The sequence below is a fragment of the Stappia sp. ICDLI1TA098 genome (assembly GCF_054880955.1).
Map to the genome: position 1 here is coordinate 258,694 of NZ_JBTZBT010000004.1, position 18,695 is coordinate 277,388.

The following is an 18,695-nucleotide window of genomic DNA, read 5'->3' on the forward strand; positions in this document are numbered from 1 at the left end:
CCATGGACACCTGAAGAGCTTGGAACTGCCACTCGTCGGTTCCAGGCTGAGGATCCGAGCATGCACGCCCTGTTTGTGGTGCTCTACGGACCCGAGCTTCCACCTTGGGCTCTGGCTCAATTCGGCTACCTAGGTGCGAAACCGCGGCGCCGGGGATAGCGTCGAGATTGTTCAGCCAGAGCGTGGATTATTCTGGAGAGTGGTATGGCTGAAGGGGGCATAAGCTGTCTAGCTGGACTGACGTGCACCCCGTCTTTGGATCGCCCCGAACGGGAACTTCCGGGGTGTCTGGCTCAGGCGGCGGAAGGTGCCGATGAGCCTTTCATGAGCGATATCGGCGGCTTGTTGCCGATTGCGCTGTGCGGGCGGACATTGTTGTAGTCCTTACGCCATTCCTCCATTTTCGAGCGGGCGTCGTCAAGCGTCAGGAACCAGTGCGCATTGAGGCACTCCGTCCTGAACTTGCCGTTGAAGGACTCGATGAACGCATTGTCCGTGGGCTTGCCCGGACGCGAGAAGTCGAGATCGACGCCACGCTGATAGGCCCACAGGTCAAGGTCACGGGAGATGAACTCGGAGCCCTGGTCAACCCGGATCGTCTTCGGGTAGCCGACCAACCGACATGTCCGTTCCAGCGTCGCCACGACATCTTCTCCCCGGTAGCTGAACCGCGGATCGACCACCGGCGAAAACCGTGAGAAGGTATCGACGACGGTCAGAACGCGGATCTTGCGACCCGTCGCCAACTGGTCATGAACGAAATCCATTGCCCAGACATCGTTGGAATGCACAGCCTCCACCCGGTCTTCGCGCAGCTTCGCCTTGACGCGTCGCTTCGGTGTCTTGTTGCGGATCTGCAGTCCCATCTCCTTGTAAAGCCTATAGATTCGCTTGGCATTCACGGCCCAGCCTTCTCGACGCAGCAGAACATGGACACGCCGGTAGCCGTAGCGCACCCGCGTTGCCGTGATCTCCTTGATCCTTGCCTTCAAGGCAGCCTGGTCGCCACGCTTCGACTTGTAGTGATAAAGCGAGGTATCGATCCTCAGACAGGCGCAGGCGCGACGGATCGACACCTTCCAGTCCTCACGAACCTCATCGACAAGAAGGCGGCGGCGAGCAGGCTTCAGAGCTTTTTTGAAAGGACGTCCTGCAGCATGGCCTTGTCGAGCGTCAGGTCGGCGACGATCTTCTTCAGCCGGGTGTTCTCGTCCTCGAGCTGGCGCAGGCGTTTGACCTCCGACGGCGTCAGCCCGCCATAACGCTTGCGCCAGTTGTAGAAGGTCGCGTCACTGAGGCCCGCCTTTCGGCACACCGCAGCGACCGACGTGCCTTCATCGGCCTGGCGCAGAATGAAAGCGATCTGCGCCTCCGAAAACTTCGACTTCTTCATGGAACTCTCCTTCTCCCAGAGCAGGGATCATAATTGGAAAATTCCAGCTCAGAACGCTCCGAAAAACGGGAAGCACGTCACAACGTACACGACGATAAGGAAGCGTATCGGGGCCTGCATAAAGACATGTGTCGGGTAGGGTCTTATTGAGGAATGCGGTTGGACCGAAGATCACGACGAGTTTGGGCCGTACAAGCTATGGAAACTGAAAAGGGGCGGACAATGAAGCCGCCCCGATTCGGGATTATGCCGCCGGGAAGTCCGTAGGCAGATGTGTTGCAGGCGGGATATCAGGGAATTTGCGCCCCTTCATCACGTCGGCAATGCGGCCCTGATTGATCTGGAAATAACTCGCGATGCGCGCGTAGTTATAATCCATAACACGAGCCAGCTTAATCACCGGAACCATTTCCGGCGTAAGCTTGCGGTCTTTCATGCAATTAACCTCGCTGCATGACGTGACCGAGAACGGGGTTGACGCAGATTCTCAGATGAATCATTGTCGGATTGCTGATTTGTGTCCGTCTACGGTCACAAGTTCTGATCCGAAACCATTTTCGGACCAGTGTGGAGCCGAGGCATTCGCGCCCCGACCCCTACCGCCCTGTGGCGGCTGCTGAAACTAACCGGGTGGTCAGACCCCGTTAGATCAGGAAGCGGCCGTCATATGGGCTCCATCATTCATCCTCCTCTGTAAGGCTATTTCCATTGGCGGTGTACGCGGCCTTATTCGCGTCCTTTGTTTTCAAGAAGGTGATGACATTGATAATAGAGGTCATCACTTCTGGATTCCCGGCGGCTTCGCCCATCAGGTCGACTAATCGGTACTCCAGGGCCTTTTCGCTCATCTCATTTTGCGGCAGGCGCGGCGGAGGCGGAGGCGGAGGCGGAGGCGGAGGCGGAGGCGGAGGCGGAGTGCGTTGCTTTTTCTCTGTGCGGGGAACGCTGGCCTTAGGACGCTCTCCCCGAGCCTTCTGAGAGCCTTCGGGCCAAATGCCGGCGGCTCCATACAACCCCGTAAACAGCGTTAGCATTCTGCCTTGCATACTTTGCGGCCTGTACGGCCGAAAGGCATCGCGAACAGAAGATTCGTCACCGTCTGCCGGGTTCGCGTACTGGAGAATATCTGCATAGGCAGCGTTCAGCCACTCTGCCATCTGATTCTTGTACTCAGCTTCCGGCGCAACTCGAAGTCGCTCCAAAATTTCGGTGTGCTCTCCACTTTCTGTAACAAGATCAAGCGTTTGAAGCGCTTGGAGAGTTCTGGGGGCAAGACTCTCTGAAACTCCCATCCGCAACAGCGCATCCTTGTCGATGGTCGATGGAAGACCCTTCGTACGGTTCCGTTCGAGCAAGCTTACGATTGCCGTTGTCGGGGCGTAGGGCGCAGGCGTGTCTTGCGATAGGGGCATTGCGTACCTCCAAATTTCGTACAATGACTGTACGCGGCAACGCGCCAATTTTCAAGGAAGCGTACGTACAAATCATAAGAAATTTGCAAAACACTGAATTAATTAAAGAAATGGCTCTGACTGTGCTAATCTGAACGCGCAATCTAGGCGAAGGAGGCGGATGGGAATGGTTACACCAACTTTGATTCGGAGACAATGCGGTGGCTGGCTAGCCGTTTCTCCGTCCACGGAAAGAATCAAGATCGGCGTTGTTGGCGATACCGAGGCCGAAGCAGAAGATCGGTATAGGGCAGCGCTTGCGAGGTGGCTGGCGCTGGATATCAGCGCTGCCAGTACCCACGCCACTGATCAGACTTCGGCGCAACCGCCACGGCACTCATGACCATCGTGAACTGGGTGCCGTTCGATTCCCGGCGGCTGTATTCGCGCCAAGCCATTTCTGTAGAGTAGGCGTTAAGATAGCGACCGGCGATCTTGTGATGCGTTCCGATTTCGGCGCGGCGCAGGCGCGAGAAGAACGATTCGGCGGCATTAGTGCAAGCGCCGTCCTTCGAATAGGCCTCTTTGTGATTGATGCGCTTCATCGGGAAGTACGCCGCCAGCTTGTCCCAATGGGAGGCCTCGTCAGCATGGACGGTTGAACCGTGCTGGACGTTCGCGGCGATGAAAGCAACGCCTTCGGCTTCGGTAACGGCGACATGCGTCAGCGTGTGGCCGTTGGCATCGAGGGCGACGATAACGGACTGGCGCTTGCCGGACTGGTGCGCCTTCAAGCGGCGGTCCTTGCGGCCCTTGGCTTCATTGGCAGGCTTCACGTAACCGCCGAAGTATGCGCCATCAACGGCCACGTCGCCGGACAGTGCGCCTTCGTCGCGCGCAAGCTTTATGGCTTCGCGAACCTTGTGCAGCATGACGAATGCCGTCTTGTAATCAACGGTGAGGTCGCGGGAGAGCTGAAGGGCGCTGTAGCCCTTGGCACCGTTTATGAAAACGGCGATAACAGCGAGGATGTCACGCACGGCCAGCTTGCGGCTGTGAAAGATCGTGCCAGACGTGATGCTGTACTGCCTGCTGCAGCCCTTGCACTTATAAATCTGACGGGTTTTCAGGTCGTAGGAATCGCAGCAACCGCACTCCGGGCAAACTGGCTCGCCATCGGTTTCAGACCAACGGATCTTGCGGAAAGCGTTCCTGGCTTCCGTATCCGACATGCGCATGACCTTGACCAGCGACAGGGTCTTGGCGGCATATCTGTATTAGGCAAGGTTTCTTCTCTGGATGCCGCTTTTCGGATGATGGAAATCTGGCAAAAACGTTTGTCTGCTGCGTAAATCAAAGACATCATTAAAGATGACGTGCATCATCGAATCTGGTGATTTTGCTCCATAATGCCGCTATTTTCTATGAACTGGCGGACAGTGCAATCGGCTGCGTGTGAGTATGACGGAAGCGGAACAAGAGTGAAACGCTCTGTGCCAGTTTTGTGCCACACAGACCGGGCTGTTCGCGACACGTTCCGCCGCTTCCTGCAAGATCCTGCATGGTAAAATCAGGCGGGACTTGCGGTTTTCTGGGCGCTCGGCTATCCACGTCAGTGGGACACCCCTCCCCAACGAGGGGCATCTATCTGAGAGGATAGCATATGAGCGAGCATGCAAAGCCGGCCGTCGCGCCGGAGAATCCCCGTTTTTCCTCAGGACCTTGCGCCAAGCGCCCCGGCTGGTCCGCCGCGGCGCTCGATGACGCTCCGCTTGGCCGGTCGCACCGCGCCAAGATCGGCAAGTCGAAGCTTGCCGAAGCCATCGAGCTGACCCGCGAGGTGCTTCAGGTTCCCCAGGACTATCGCATCGGCATCGTTCCGGCGTCCGACACGGGCGCCATGGAAATGGCCATGTGGTCGCTTCTCGGCCCGCGCGGCGTCGACGTGCTCGCCTGGGAGAGCTTCGGCTCCGGCTGGGTGACGGACGTCGTCAAGCAGCTCCGGCTTTCCGACGTGCGCGTCCTCGAGGCCGGCTATGGTGAGATCGTCGACCTTGCCGAGCCAGATTTCTCCCGCGATGTGATCTTCACCTGGAACGGCACCACCTCGGGCGTGCGCGTGCCGAACGCGGACTGGATCCCGGCCGACCGCGAGGGGCTGTCGATCTGCGATGCGACCTCGGCGGCCTTCGCCCAGCCGCTCGACTTCGCCAAGCTCGATGTCGTCACCTTCTCCTGGCAGAAGGCGCTGGGCGGAGAGGGCGCGCATGGCATGCTCATCCTCAGCCCGCGTGCCGTCGAGCGACTCGAGAGCTACACGCCGGCCTGGCCGATGCCGAAGATCTTCCGCATGACCAAGGGCGGCAAGCTGATCGAGGGCATCTTCAAGGGTGAAACGATCAACACGCCCTCCATGCTCTGTGTCGAGGACTATCTCGATGCGCTGAAGTGGGCGCGCGACATCGGCGGCCTGAGCGCTCTGATCGCGCGTGCCGACGCCAATGCCGGAGCCATCTCCGACTGGGTGGCGCGCACCGGCTGGGTCGACTTCCTGGCCGCCGATCCGGCGATCCGCTCCAACACCTCCGTCTGCCTCAAGATCGTCGATCCGCGTGTTGCGGCTCTGCCTGACGACAAGCAGGCGGCCTTCGCCAAGGCGATGGCCTCCGCGCTCGAGAAGGCCGGCGTGGCGCTCGACATCGGCGCCTATCGCGATGCGCCGAGCGGCTTCCGTGTGTGGTGTGGCGCGACGGTCGAAACCTCCGATGTCACGGCCCTGCTGCCGTGGCTCGACTGGGCGTTCGAGGCCGAGCTTTCCGCGCTCGGCCAGGCTGCCTGATCCGTTTCCATCGTCACGTTTCGCTGATCCCTCACGGCCCTCCGGCGCGCATCGCGCGCCGGATCCGGAGCCGCAGAGGCATAGCACGGAGAATTCCAATGGCTCCCAAGGTCCTGATTTCCGACAAGCTTTCGGCTGCTGCCGTCGCCATTTTCAAGTCGCGCGGCGTCGAGGTCGACTATGAACCCGATCTCGGCAAGGACAAGGACAGGCTCCTGTCCGTGATCGGCAAATATGATGGCCTGGCCATCCGGTCGGCCACCAAGGTGACAGAGAAGCTTCTGGCCGCTGCCGGCAATCTCAAGGTCGTCGGTCGCGCCGGCATCGGTGTCGACAACGTCGATATCCCGGCCGCCAGCAGCCGCGGCGTGATCGTCATGAACACGCCCTTCGGCAACTCGATCACCACCGCCGAACATGCCATCGCGATGATGTTCGCGGTTGCTCGACAGATCCCCAGCGCCGATGCCTCCACACAGGCCGGCAAGTGGGAGAAGTCGAAGTTCATGGGCGTCGAGCTGACTTCCAAGACCCTTGGCGTGATCGGCTGCGGCAACATCGGCTCGATCGTCGCCGAACGGGCCATCGGCCTGAAGATGCGGGTCATTGCCTTCGATCCGTTCCTCTCCGACGAGCGGGCGCTGGATCTCGGCGTCGAGAAGGTGGATCTGGAGACGCTGTTCGCGCGCGCGGAGGTCATTTCCCTGCACACGCCGCTGACCGACAAGACCCGCGATATCATCGATGCCGAAGCCATCGCGAAGATGCGCAAGGGCGTCATCATCATCAATTGCGCCCGTGGCGGGCTCGTCAACGAGCAGGCGCTGCGCGCCGGTCTCGACAGTGGCCAGGTCGGCGGTGCCGGCGTCGATGTCTTCGTCGACGAGCCGGCGACGGAGAATGTGCTTTTCGGCGCGCCCAACCTGGTGTGCACGCCGCATCTGGGCGCCTCGACCTCCGAGGCCCAGGAAAACGTCGCCCTGCAGGTCGCCGAGCAGATGTCGGACTACCTGACCAAGGGCGCTGTTTCCAACGCGCTCAACATGCCCTCTATCTCCGCCGAGGAAGCGCCGCGCCTGACGCCCTTCGTCAAGCTGGCCGAGCAGCTCGGCTCCTTCGCCGGGCAGGTGACGGAGACCAGCATCACCGGCATTCGCCTCGAGTATGAGGGCGAAGTGGCGGAGATGAACGTCAGGGCGCTGACCTCGGCGGCGCTGACCGGTGTGCTGCAACCTCTGCTTCAGACAGTGAACATGGTCTCTGCCCCGATCCTCGCGCGCGAACGCGGCATCCAGGTCGAGGAGGTGCGTCGCGGCCAGGCCGGAGCCTATGAGAACTACATCCGTCTGACGGTGAAGACCGAGCGCCAGGAGCGCTCCGTCGCCGGCACCGTCTTCGCCGACGGCAAGCCGCGCGTCATCCAGGTGAAGGGCATCAACATGGAGGCCGAACTCGGCGACCACATGCTCTACATCACCAATGAGGACAAGCCCGGCTTCATCGGTCAGCTCGGCACGCTGCTGGGCGAGGCCGGCGTCAACATCGCCACCTTCAACCTTGGGCGCCTGAGTGCCGGCGGCGACGCGATCTGCCTCGTCGAGGTCGATGGCGAGGTGCCGGCTGCCGTGCTCGAAACGCTCGTTGCCCTGCCGCAGGTCAAGCAGGCCAAGCGTCTGCGTTTCTGATCCCTCAGGCTTCTTCCCCGCCTGACGAGAAAGGCCGGATCGGTTTCCCGATCCGGCCTTTTTCATGTCCGCGTCTGCAACGCTGGGTGTCGCCGGGGCTGGCGTCAGCCCGCCTTCCAGGCGTCGATCGCCTGATCGACGGCGCGGGTGCCGGGCGTGCCCTTTTCTAGGGTCAGGATGGCGCGCTTGCCGTTTTCATAGAGCATCGGAATGTCGATCCAGCCCCGATCGCGCAGCAGCGACAGATTGCGCTCCTCCTCGTCGGGGAGGTTGGACAGCGCCACCCAGAAATAGCCGGTGTCGACCTTGGCCGATGCGCCGATCAGCGCCTCGCCACGGGCTTCCTCGGTCGGCTTCATGACGAGGCCGGGCACGTCCTGGACGCCGCCGCCGGCGAAATTGGGCGGCAGGTTGAAGCGGATCTCCAGCAGGTGGCTTGCCGGCAGGGAGCTGTCGCGATTCGGGTGCAGCGTCAGGTTGGCGTCGATGTTGCGCTCGGGCACCTGCACGCGGATCTTCAGCACCGTCTCCTTGCGGCCATCCACGGTTTCCTCGGAGAGGTTCCAGATGGTCTGGCCGGAGGAGGCCTGGCCGGCGCTGCCGGGCTGCGCGCCCTCTTCGTAGAGAATGGCCCGCTGTGCGACGGCGGTCGCCTGATCGGCGTTGGCGGATGCCGCCGGTGCCGGTGCCGGCGTCGTCGCGGGGGCTGCCGGTGTCTCGCTTGCCGCCGGCGTCTCCGGGACGGCCGGGGTTTCAGCCTGTGCCTGCTGGTCGGCCGGAGCCACGGGGGCCTCGGTGGCCGTGGCCGGCTGCTCCTGGCCCGTCGGGACGGCTGCCTGCGAGGTCACGTCGCGGCTCGCCTGCGGTGCTGCGCTGGTCACGCCCTCGGGGGTCGACGGGGTGATGCGCGTGGTGGAGACGCTGCGGGCATCGGGGGCGACCGCGGTTTCGCCGTTCTCCAGCAGGCGGGCGGCGTTCTTGCGCGGGGTGTCGGCATTGGTGCCGCCGTCCTGCGGCCCGGGTGTCTGCGTGTCCGCGGGGGTGCCGGTGGAAGCCGTGTCGGAGCCGTCCGTGCTGTCGCCACCGGCGAACAGGTTCATCACCGCCTCGCGCTGCGAGTAGCCGACGGCGGCCGCGCCGACCAGCAGCAGGACCACGGCGACGCCACCGAGGATGCCGGGGAGACGCGAGGTCCGGATATGGCCCTCATAGCCCGCAAGAGCCGGCTGGCGGCCGGCTCCCAGACCGTTTTCGTCCTTGTTGCGGCCGCGCGCCCTGGTGCGTGGCGTGTCCGTGCCGGCGGCGGGTCCGGCAAGGCTCGGCTCGCGCTTGTCCGTCCTGCGGTTGTCGTCACGCGCCGTCGGCTGGGGATCGTCGCGGCGCGGCGTGGCGCGCAGGCCCTCGTTGCCGGCGGCAATCGTGCTGTCGGCTCCCGGCTGGACGCGCTTGTTGCCGGTGACGGCCGGCGCATCGGCGTCCGCCGGTTTTTCGCGTTCCGGCGCGCGCGGCGATGCGGTCGGCTGTGCAGCGGCTGCGCGCGGCGCGGCTGGCTGAGGCGCCTGTGCGGCAGGCTCAGGCGGCTGCGGTGCGGCGACCTGGGGGGCGGCGACGGGCGGCGGCGCGGCGGGGGGCGGCGCGGGCTGAGGCTCCGCCGGCTGGGCCGCGGTCGTCGGCGGTGGGGTCGGTGTCGCCGGCCTTGCGCTCGAATAGCCACCGAGCGTGTCGCGGGCGGCCTCTGCCTCCACGCGACGGATGCACTCTTCCAGACGAAGCTGCTCGGAGGTGATATCCGAGGGCGAGAGTGGTGGATCGTAGGCCTTGAGCTGGGCAACGATGGCTTTGCGGGCGCGCTGATAGATCTCGCGCCGGGCCGCTCCCGTGTTTTCAGGGAGCGCGGCCACGGTTTTCTTCAAAACCGGATAATAATCTGCCATGTGTTCAACTCGTGATCGCCGCATATGGAACCGGCGCACGCGGCGCCGGAACGGAGTTCAACGCTTAATCCTGAAACGGATTCTGAACAAGGATTGTGTCATCCCGTTCAGGCGAGGTCGAGAGCAATGCGACCGGCGCGCCAATGAGTTCCTCGACGTGGCGCACGTATTTCACCGCCTGCGCCGGAAGATCGGCCCAGCTGCGCGCGCCCTCCGTCGATTCCTTCCAGCCCGGCAGCGTCTCGTAGATCGGCTTGACGCGGGCCTGCGCGCCCTGGGAGGCGGGCAGGTGGTCGATGCGCTTGCCGTCGAGCTCATAGGCGACGCAGATCTTGATCTCGTCGAGGCCGTCGAGCACGTCGAGCTTTGTCAGCGCGATGCCGTTGATGCCGTTGATGCAGCAGGACTGGCGCACCAGCACCGCATCGAACCAGCCGCAGCGGCGCTTGCGGCCCGTCACCGTGCCGAACTCGTGGCCGCGGGTGCCGAGGAAGTTGCCGACCTCATTGTCCTGCTCGGTCGGGAAGGGGCCTTCGCCGACGCGGGTGGTGTAGGCCTTGGTGATGCCGAGCACATAGCCGATGGCATTGGGGCCGACGCCGCTGCCGGCCGCCGCCTGGCCGGAGACGGTGTTGGACGAGGTGACGAAGGGATAGGTGCCGTGATCGATGTCGAGCAGGGTGCCCTGCGCGCCCTCGAACAGGATGCGCTTGCCTTCCTTGCGGGCGGTGTCGAGCAGCGCCCAGCCGGCCTTCATGAACGGCAGCACCTTGTCGGCCACCGTCTCCAGCTCCGCGTAGATCGTCGCCGGCTCGATCTCCGGCTCGCCGAGGCCGCGGCGCAGGGCGTTGTGATGGGTGAGCAGGCGCTCGATCTTGGCGGGAAGCGTCTTCAGGTTGGCGAGATCCATGATGCGGATCGAGCGGCGGCCGACCTTGTCCTCATAGGCAGGGCCGATGCCGCGCTTGGTGGTGCCGATCTTGGTGCCGGCGGCGGCGGCCGTCTCGCGCAGGGCGTCGAGCTCGCGGTGCAGCGACAGGATCAGTGTGGCGTTGTCGGCGATCGCCAGCGTTTCGGGCGAGACGTTGACACCCTGTTCCGCCAGACGGGCAATCTCGGCGACCAGCGCATGCGGATCGATGACGACGCCGTTGCCGATCACCGAGAGCTTGCCGCGCACGACGCCGGAGGGAAGCAGGGAGAGCTTGTAGCTGACACCGTCGATCACCAGCGTGTGGCCGGCATTGTGCCCGCCCTGGAAACGGACGACCACGTCGGCCTGCTCCGAAAGCCAGTCAACGATCTTGCCCTTCCCCTCGTCTCCCCACTGAGATCCGACGACGACGACATTGGCCATGGCATGTCTTCCCTGAAAAGATGAACTCGAGTGTGGCGGCGCCGGGCGCTCGCGCACACGAAAAACCCCGGCTTTCTGACCGGGGCGTTGCGAACGGACTATAACGACGCTTTCGCGCCCTGACGAGCCCTCTAGTGGGTCGAAACCGAGATTTGCAGGGCTTTGGCGCGTGCGAGCTCAGTCCTTGCGCGGCTTTGCCGGCTTCTGGCCGCCCGCGAGGCGAAAGATCACCGGTGAGGTGCGCAGCAGCCAGACGAAGCGCTTGCGCTGGCTGGCCGGCACGGCGTCGCGGGTGAAGAGCCGGGCGGCGAGGAAGGCGACGAAGGACAGGTGCAGGCCGCCTGTGTAGAGGAAAAACGCCGAGGGCCCGAAGCGGTCCATCACCGCCGAGGCCAGCAGCGGCCCGACCATCGCGCCAAGGGCGAAGAACATGCTGAGGCCGGCGGCCAGCTCGACGAACTGGCCCGGCCCCGCGTGGTCGTTGGCGTGTGCGGCGGAGAGCGAATAGAGCGGCAGCGCGAAGCCGCCGAACAGGAAGGCGCCGAGGAAGATCGCCGCCGGCGCGGTCATGCCCGACAGGAACAGGCAGGAGACGCCGGCGCCGACGGTTGCCAGCATCAAGACCCAGCGCCGGTCGATGCGGTCCGAGGCCCAGCCGAGCGGGTACTGGAAGATGGCGCCCGCCACCACCCACAGGCTGATCAGCAGCGCCAGGCCGTCGGTGTCGAGGCCGACGCCTTCCGCATAGACAGGGCCGACCGTGCGGAAGGCGCCGTTGGTCAGGCCGATGGTCAGGCAGCCGACGGCGGCGACCGGCGATATGCGCCAGATGGAGAGATAGTTGATCCGTGTGGTGTCGGAAACCGGCGGGTTGCCCTCGCGCGCCAGCGACACGGGCACGAGCGCGGCGCAAAACAGCAGGCCGATCATCACGATGATCTCCGGCCCGCCGCCGCCGAAGGCCGGCAGCAGGAACTGGCCGCCGGTGATCGCGCCGAGGTCGACGATCCGGTAGACGCTGAGAATGCGGCCGCGCTCGGCGTTGGAGGCGAGCGCATTGAGCCAGCTTTCGAGCACCATCGCGGTGCCGCAGAAGGCGATGCCGCTGACAAGGCGCGACACTGCCCAGGCCGCGCCGGCCGGCGTCACCGCCAGCGACAGGATGGCGATGGCGTTGATCGCGGCGAAGGCGGAGAACACGCGGATGTGGCCGACCCGGCGGATCAGCAGCGGCGTGACGAGCACGCCGAGAATGAAGCCGGCGTAATAGGCGGAGCCGAAGACGCCGATGGTCGTGTCGGAGAGCCCGCCCAGCCGGCCGCGCACCGCGATCACTGTCATGGCGACGCCATTGGCGCCAAGCAGCAGCGCGGCCGCCACCAGCAGCGGCACGAGGCGGGTCAGCAGCGGCCGTGTCGCGCCGGCCGCGTCTGTCGGGGTGTGGGAAGGGACGTCAGGCATGGCGGAGGACGATTCGCGTGGACGTTCCCCGGAGACTGGCCGCTGGCGGCCGGCCGGGCAAGCGTTTCCGGGCCGCGGTCGCTGGTTTGCAGGGGCGGGACACTCGCCGTCCGCCGCCGGGCTCGGCTTTCGGGTCGTCGGCCGGGTTGCTGCCCCTGTAGCTTGCGCGCAGATCGGCGGAGCGACGCCCCAAGACCGGAAATGCTTCCATGACACTGCGAAACTGGCTTTTGCTGCTGACCCTGTCGGTCGTTTGGGGAGCGACTTTTCCTGTCGCCAAATACGCGGTGGCGGAGATCCCGCCGCTGGTTCTGACCTTCTTGCGGGTGTTCCTCGCCGCGCTGTGCCTGCACCTTCTGCTGATCGTGCGCGGTATCCGCTTTCCGGTGACGCCGCGCCTGTTCGCCGCCTTCTGCCTGATGGGGCTTCTCAACAACGCCATTCCCTTCTCGCTGATCTTCTGGGGGCAGACGGTGCTGCCGGCGAGCCTCGCCTCGATCCTCAACGCCACCACGCCGATCTTCACCGTGCTCGTCGCCGCGCTGCTCTTTCGCCAGGAGAAGCTGGCTGCCCACCGTGTGGCCGGGATCGTTCTCGGCTTTGCCGGCGTCGCGGTGCTGCTTCTTCCCGGCATGGATGGCGCGGTGCTTGAGGGCTTCAGCGGGGCGCCGCTATGGGCGGAGGCGCTGTGCCTGGGCGCGGCGCTCTCCTACGCCTTCGCCGCCTCCTTCGCGCGGGTCTTCCGGGGCATGCCGGTGCTGGTTTCCGCCGCCGGTCAGCTCACCGGCTCCAGCCTGCTGATGCTGCCGCTCGCCGTGCTGCAGGGCACGGGCGCGCTGAGTTGGGGGGCAGCGGAAACGATGTCGTGGGATCCGGCGGCGACGGGCCTCGTCGCATGGGTCTGCGTGATCGCCCTCGGCGTCGCCTGCACCGCACTGGCCTATCTGATCTACTTCCGCCTGCTGATGGACGCGGGCGCGACCAACGCCTCGCTCGTCACCCTGCTCATTCCGGTTTCGGCCTGTCTCATCGGCATTTCGGTTCTGGGCGAACGCCTCGAGATGCCGCAGGTGGCGGGCATGGCGCTGTTGCTGCTCGGCCTTGTCGTGCTCGACGGTCGTGCACTTGCCTTCGCCTCTCGGCAGCGGCGGTCGCCCTCCGCGCGGCTAGGTCGCAAACCTCAGACAGGCGTTCTTGGCGCGGCGAGAATGACCGCTGCACCGAGAACGCACAGGGCGGCCCCGGCAGCGTCCCAGCGGTCCGGGCGGATGCCCTCCACGGCCCACATCCAGACCAGCGAACTGGCGATATAGACGCCGCCGTAGGCGGCGAACGCCCGGCCGGCGGCGGAGCTTTCCACGAGCGTCAGCAGGAAGGCGAAGAGGGCAAGCGACAGGCAGCCGGGCACCAGCCACCACGCCGGCTTGTCGAGCCTGAGCCATGCCCAGAAGGCGAAGCATCCGGCGATTTCGGCAAGTGCCGCACCGAGATAGACGGCAGCGGTGAGGGCGGTTGTCTGCATGGTCTCCTCGCGCTCGTGGAGCGGTTCACGCCGGCGCGGCGACGGCCATCGCGTCGATGCGCTCGGCGAAGCGGTCGTAGAAGTCGTGAAGCGCCGCCGGGGCGAGGGCGCGGCAGCTGGCCAGTCCGGCAAGGGCCCGTGCCACGTCGTTCGCGTCGATGGCGTCGACGAGCCTGGCATGCGCGTCGGCCAGCGTCCGGAAGGCCTCGGTCGCCGCGTGGTCGGCGTCGCCAACCAGGGCGAAAAGCTTGATCGGCGTGGTCTTTCCCTTCAGCGGGATCGCGCCCGCCTCCAGGAAGGCGAAGTCGGCGGCGGCGCGGGCGGTGTCCTCGGACACGACGCAGTCGGCGCCCACCGCCTTGCAGCTCGATTCGATCCGCGCCGCCACGTTCACCGCATCGCCGATCACCGAATAGTTGAAACGGCGGTCGGAGCCCATGTTGCCGACGCAGGCCTCGCCGGTGTTGAGGCCGACGCCGATCCTGACCGTCTGGGTTGCAAGTCCGCGGGCGCGGAAGTGGAAGGCGTCGGCTTCGTTGAGCCTGTCGACGGTGCGCACCATGTCGAGCGCGGTGCGGCAGGCCAGGCGGGCATGGTCGGCCACGTCCATGGGAGCGTTCCAGAACGCCATGATGCTGTCGCCGATGTATTTGTCGATGGTGCCCTCGCGTTGCTGGATCTCTTCCGACAGGGGCGAGAGCAGCGCGTTGAGAAAAGCGACGAGGTCGGTCGGCGTGAGCTGTTCGGAAATCGGTGTGAAGCCGCGCACGTCCATGAACAGGATCGTCATGTCGCGCATCTCGCCGCCGAGCTTCAGCCCGTCTGGCGAGGCTTCCAGCCGCTTGACCATCTCGGGCGCGAGATACTGGCCGAAGGCGGCGCGCACGAAGCGCTTCTCCCGCTCTGTCAGGAAGTAGAGCAGGGCGGTCGCCGCCGCGTAGACGACGAAGAGATTGACGGCGGTCGGATAGATCGGGTCGAGCAGCAGGCCCTGGTTCCTGAAGAAATGGATGGCGCCGCCGTAGAGGATCGCAGCGAGGATACCGCCGATGGCCGCCGCCCAGATCGCGCCGAAGGCGAGCACGAGGCCGATCACCGCAAGGCCGAGCAGGAAAGTGGCGATGATCTCGGCCCCATCGGCCCAGTCGGGCCGGGACAGGAAATCGCCGGAGAGGATCTGCTCCAGCGCCTGGGCGTGGATCGAGACACCCGGCACCAGCTCGCCGAGCGGTGTGGCGCGGATATCGTAGAGCCCGACCGAGGAGGTGCCGACGAGAATGATCCGCCCCTCGATGAGCGGTGCGATTGCGGCGCGCTTTTGCGGATCGAGCACATCGGCGGCCGAGACGTAGCGGTCGGCGCGGTCGGCGTTGAAATAGACCCAGAATTCACCGCGTTCCGTTGTCGGAAAGGGGAAGTCTCCGACCTTGATGTCGGTGACCTTCGGGGGCCCGACGCCGATCTCGCCGCTGGCGTCGGAGGTGCGCACGATGAAGCCGCTCGCCCCCTGCGCCACCCTGAGGGCCTCCATGGCCAGGCTCGGGTAGACCCTGGTTCCGTCGGTGAAGAGCATCGGCACCCGGCGCACGATGCCCTCGGTGTCGCGGGCAGACAGGCTCACCGCGCCGTTGCCGGCCGCTGCCGCCTCGAGCACGGGCAGGCTCGTCAGGGTCGATGCGAAGGCGGGCAGTGCGTCGGTCGGGTCGCTGCCGGCAAAGGCGGTGCCGGCCTTGAGCGCGGGCGTCGAGCCGCCGTCGCCGGACAGGACCGCATAGCCGAGAACGACGGGGGCACCGGCAATCGCCCTGGCAAAGACCTCGTCCGTGTCGGGCAGGCTTTTGGCGAGGGCATCGGGAAGTTCCGTGCCGGTCGCGCCCTCGCGGGTCAGCTCCGGCAGATAGCGGTGCGGTGACAGGCGGTCGGGCTCGGCGAAGATCACGTCATAGGCGATGGACGCGGCCCCCATTCCGGCAAGGGCGGTGGTCAGTTCGCCAAGCCTGTCGCGGCGCCAGGGCCACTGGCCGAACTTCGCCAGGCTCTTCTCGTCTATGTCGACGATGCGCACCGGATAGTCGGCCTCGGCGCGCGGCCACAGGCGCTGGTAACCGTCGAAGCCGAGCAGGCGGATGGAGGTGACGAAGCCCGGATCAAAGGCGCGCAGTCCGGTGACGAAGACGAGGAAGAAGCCGGCCACGAGGCCGATCAGAAGCCGCTTGCGCCGCGTGATCCGCATGTTTCCCCCGGCCGGTTCCAAGGCCTTCCCGCACTCCGGCCGGAGGGCTCCCCGTCGGCGGCTTCAGGGTAGGCAATGGTTGCGGGCCACGCAAGCAGGCCCGCTCGCGCGCCTGGCGTGGCGGCCTGGCGCGACGGGGCATGCCGGCGGCAAGCCGGCTTGCTGTCGCGTTGCCCGGTTCGGCGCGCTCAGCTCGGCGCGGCAAGCTCGGCCGGGCGCCGATCCAGCTCCCGGGCGCTCTTCTGCACGGCCTTTTGCACCTTTTCGAAGGCGCGAACCTCGATCTGGCGGACGCGCTCGCGGCTGACGCCGAACTCGGTGGAAAGGTCCTCCAGCGTCATCGGGTCTTCCGAGAGGCGGCGGGCCTCGAAGATCCGCCGCTCGCGCTCGTTGAGGACGTCTAGCGCCTCTCCCAACATCTTGCGGCGCTGGCCGAGTTCTTCCTGTTCGGCAACGATCTTTTCCTGGTTGTCGCTCTCGTCGACGAGCCAGTCCTGCCATTCGCCGCTGTCGGCCTCGGCGCGGATCGGGGCATTGAGCGAGGCGTCGCCGGCCAGGCGCCGGTTCATCGAGATGACCTCCTTCTCGCTGACGCCAAGTTTCGTCGCGATTTCAGAGACCTGCTCCGGCTTCAGGTCACCCTCCTCGAGCGCCTGCAGCTTGCCCTTGAGGCGGCGAAGGTTGAAGAACAGGCGCTTCTGGTTGGCGGTCGTACCCATCTTCACCAGCGACCAGGAGCGCAGGATGTACTCCTGGATCGAGGCCTTGATCCACCACATGGCGTAGGTCGCGAGGCGAAAGCCCTTGTCGGGCTCGAAGCGCTTGACCGCCTGCATCAGGCCGACGTTGCCCTCCGATACGACCTCGGAAATCGGCAGGCCGTAGCCGCGATATCCCATGGCGATCTTGGCGACGAGACGCAGATGCGACGTCACCAGACGCTCGGCCGCGGCCGGGTCGTCATGCTCCTTGTAGCGCTTGGCGAGCATGTATTCTTCTTGCGGTTCCAGCATCGGGAACCGACGGATCTCGTCGAGATAGCGGCTCAGGCCGCCTTCTCCGGAACTCAGGGCCGGAATGTTCTGGGCCATGACTGCACCCCTTCCTTGCTTCGGCCCACGCGATTGCGGCTTCCTCCCTCCCCGGGAGCGAAGTGCCTGCGTCAGGGCCTGACGATCCCTCCGGCACCGTCGGTCGCGTTGTTTCGCGGCGAAAGGTGCCCTCGTCGGGCATCCGAAAACCGGCGCCCTGTCGGCGCGCCGGTCTCCCAATATAGGGATGAAAGCGACAAAAACACGGCCTGAATTTCGAAATTATGTCGCGGGAATTGCCCGAATTGCAGCGAGGAGGGTCGCCAGATCGTCGGGCAGCGGGCTCTCGAAGCGAAGCGTCTCGCCGGTCTCGGGATGAGCGAAGGCGAGCAGGCCGGCGTGAAGCGCCTGCCGGGGGAAGGCATCGACGGTCGCGCGGATATCCTCGGGCAGGCGTGCCGACTTGGTGCGGAAATGCGCGCCATAGTCCTGGTCGCCGATCAGCGGGTGGCCGATGTGGGCCATGTGGACGCGGATCTGGTGGGTCCGGCCGGTTTCCAGCCGGCAGGCGAGCAGCGAGGCCAGAGGCGGCGCGTCCGGCGCGCCGAAGCGTTCGCGGACCTGCCAGTGGGTAATTGCGTTGCGTCCGGAGTTGGCGCCGACGACGGCGATCTTCTGCCGATTGGCCGAGGAGCGGGCGAGATTGGCCTCCACTGTCCCCTTCAGGCGCGAGGGCGCGCCCCAGACGAGGGCGGTGTATTCCCGCTCCAGCGGGCCAGTGCGGCCGTGGTCGGCGAATTGCGCCGACAGCACCTTGTGCGCCGCGTCGGTCTTGGCGACGACGAGCAGGCCGCTGGTGTCCTTGTCGATGCGGTGGACGATGCCCGGCCGCTTCACGCCGCCGATGCCGGACAGGCTGTCACCGCAGTGGAACAGCAGCGCGTTGACCAGCGTGCCGGCCCAGTTGCCCGGACCGGGATGAACGACCAGCCCGGCGGGCTTGTCGATGACGATCAGGTGCTCGTCCTCGAAGACGACGGAAAGCGGGATGTCTTCGGCTTCGGGCTCCGCCGGCTCGGGCGCGGGAAGCTCCAGAACCAGTGTTTCGCCCGCGTTGACCCGGTATTTTGGCTCGACTATGGTCCGCCCGTCGACGCCGACCTGGCCCGCGCGGATGAGGGACTGGATGCGGCTGCGGCTCAGATCCTCCACATGGCGGGCAAGACAGGCATCGAGACGGCCTCCGGCCTCGTCGGCCCCGACCGTGATCTCGCTCCGCCCGGCGTTCGGGCTTTCTTCTTCAATGGATATCGACATGACACACCCGGACCTGGACGACGATCGCGACAAAGAACCGCCGCTCGATCCGGCGGCGCAGAGATTGCAGGCCAAGCTCAAGCGTCTGCTCGCCATTTCGAGCCTCGTGATGGGGCTCGGCTTCGTCGCGGTGTTCGCCGCGATCCTCTACAAGCTGAATGAGGGCGGCGCACGTCCGGACGGCGCCGGTATAGCGGCAACCATCGTTCTCGACAAGGACGAGCGCGTCGAGGGGCTCGCCATGCAGGACGGACGCATGGTGCTTCTGGTCAAGCGCGGCGAGGCTGCCCGCCTCGTTTACCTCGATCCGGCCACCGGACAGGTGCTCGGCGAGACAACCTTCGTCTCGCGCTAGGCGACGATGCGATTCCGGTTCGGGGCGCGCGTCGCCCCGAACGCCACGCCAAATGACACCGGGGTGTTTTCCCGGGTTATCCACTGCCGTTGCGGCCTTCTTTCGAGGCGCTGCCACGCGGCAAGGGCGGGGCGGAAATGGCGGATCCGCGCGGCTTCGCCCGGGCTCTTCCTCGCG

General features: G+C 65.4%; 14 protein-coding genes and 1 pseudogene. 4 read left to right on the forward strand and 11 right to left on the reverse strand.

Annotated features, from left to right (window positions below; all coding sequences use genetic code 11):
* Positions 1 to 293 precede the first annotated feature (293 nt).
* From ACSLUQ_RS18870 to ACSLUQ_RS18885, 4 genes are all read right to left on the reverse strand, one after another.
* A protein-coding gene (locus tag ACSLUQ_RS18870; RefSeq protein WP_461809410.1) for an IS3 family transposase occupies positions 294 to 1,393 on the reverse strand; the annotation gives its coding sequence in 2 pieces (ribosomal slippage) (positions 294 to 1,132 and positions 1,132 to 1,393; 1,101 coding nt in all).
* A gap of 244 nt (positions 1,394 to 1,637) precedes the next feature.
* Positions 1,638 to 1,829, reverse strand: a complete 192-nt coding sequence (locus tag ACSLUQ_RS18875; RefSeq protein WP_461809411.1) for a hypothetical protein — start codon at positions 1,827 to 1,829, stop codon at positions 1,638 to 1,640.
* Positions 1,830 to 2,070: 241 nt separating this feature from the next.
* A complete protein-coding gene (locus ACSLUQ_RS18880; RefSeq protein WP_461809412.1) occupies positions 2,071 to 2,805 on the reverse strand; it encodes a DUF5343 domain-containing protein in 735 nt (244 codons plus the stop codon).
* 320 nt (positions 2,806 to 3,125) lie between these two features.
* Positions 3,126 to 4,022, reverse strand: a complete 897-nt coding sequence (locus tag ACSLUQ_RS18885) for an IS1595 family transposase (protein ID WP_461809413.1) — start codon at positions 4,020 to 4,022, stop codon at positions 3,126 to 3,128.
* Positions 4,023 to 4,447: 425 nt separating this feature from the next.
* Between ACSLUQ_RS18885 and ACSLUQ_RS18890 the strand changes: the two genes are divergently transcribed.
* A complete protein-coding gene (locus ACSLUQ_RS18890; protein ID WP_461809414.1) occupies positions 4,448 to 5,623 on the forward strand; it encodes a phosphoserine transaminase in 1,176 nt (391 codons plus the stop codon).
* A gap of 98 nt (positions 5,624 to 5,721) precedes the next feature.
* Complete coding sequence (gene serA, locus ACSLUQ_RS18895; RefSeq protein ID WP_417773036.1) at positions 5,722 to 7,308, forward strand: phosphoglycerate dehydrogenase; 1,587 nt, start codon at positions 5,722 to 5,724, stop codon at positions 7,306 to 7,308.
* Positions 7,309 to 7,412: 104 nt separating this feature from the next.
* Here serA and ACSLUQ_RS18900 read toward each other — a convergent pair whose 3' ends face one another.
* The 3 genes from ACSLUQ_RS18900 to ACSLUQ_RS18910 form a co-directional block, all read right to left on the reverse strand.
* Positions 7,413 to 9,242 (reverse strand): hypothetical protein, encoded by a 1,830-nt coding sequence (locus ACSLUQ_RS18900; RefSeq protein ID WP_461809415.1) that lies wholly within the window; start codon positions 9,240 to 9,242, stop codon positions 7,413 to 7,415.
* A 64-nt stretch (positions 9,243 to 9,306) separates the two neighbouring features.
* Positions 9,307 to 10,599: an adenylosuccinate synthase gene (locus ACSLUQ_RS18905; protein ID WP_461809416.1), complete on the reverse strand. Its 1,293-nt coding sequence runs from the start codon at positions 10,597 to 10,599 to the stop codon at positions 9,307 to 9,309.
* Between the two features lie 177 nt (positions 10,600 to 10,776).
* Complete coding sequence (locus ACSLUQ_RS18910) at positions 10,777 to 12,060, reverse strand: MFS transporter (protein WP_461809417.1); 1,284 nt, start codon at positions 12,058 to 12,060, stop codon at positions 10,777 to 10,779.
* 209 nt (positions 12,061 to 12,269) lie between these two features.
* Between ACSLUQ_RS18910 and ACSLUQ_RS18915 the strand changes: the two are divergent.
* Positions 12,270 to 13,157, forward strand: a pseudogene (locus ACSLUQ_RS18915) (DMT family transporter); the annotation flags it as partial.
* Between the two features lie 83 nt (positions 13,158 to 13,240).
* Here ACSLUQ_RS18915 and ACSLUQ_RS18920 read toward each other — a convergent pair.
* The 4 genes from ACSLUQ_RS18920 to ACSLUQ_RS18935 form a co-directional block, all read right to left on the reverse strand.
* Positions 13,241 to 13,582 carry a YnfA family protein gene (locus tag ACSLUQ_RS18920; RefSeq protein ID WP_417773041.1) on the reverse strand — a complete coding sequence of 114 codons (342 nt, stop codon included), beginning with the start codon at positions 13,580 to 13,582 and terminating at the stop codon, positions 13,241 to 13,243.
* A gap of 25 nt (positions 13,583 to 13,607) precedes the next feature.
* Positions 13,608 to 15,815, reverse strand: coding sequence for a CHASE2 domain-containing protein (locus tag ACSLUQ_RS18925; protein ID WP_461809418.1), 2,208 nt, complete (start codon positions 15,813 to 15,815; stop codon positions 13,608 to 13,610).
* A gap of 188 nt (positions 15,816 to 16,003) precedes the next feature.
* Positions 16,004 to 16,906: an RNA polymerase sigma factor RpoH gene (gene rpoH / locus ACSLUQ_RS18930; protein ID WP_417773043.1), complete on the reverse strand. Its 903-nt coding sequence runs from the start codon at positions 16,904 to 16,906 to the stop codon at positions 16,004 to 16,006.
* Between the two features lie 222 nt (positions 16,907 to 17,128).
* Complete coding sequence (locus ACSLUQ_RS18935; RefSeq protein ID WP_417773044.1) at positions 17,129 to 18,163, reverse strand: RluA family pseudouridine synthase; 1,035 nt, start codon at positions 18,161 to 18,163, stop codon at positions 17,129 to 17,131.
* Between ACSLUQ_RS18935 and ACSLUQ_RS18940 the strand changes: the two genes are divergently transcribed.
* On the forward strand, positions 18,162 to 18,518 hold the full coding sequence (locus ACSLUQ_RS18940; RefSeq protein ID WP_417773045.1) for a hypothetical protein: 357 nt from the start codon (positions 18,162 to 18,164) through the stop codon (positions 18,516 to 18,518). The genes ACSLUQ_RS18935 and ACSLUQ_RS18940 overlap by 2 nt on opposite strands.
* Positions 18,519 to 18,695: the final 177 nt, after the last annotated feature.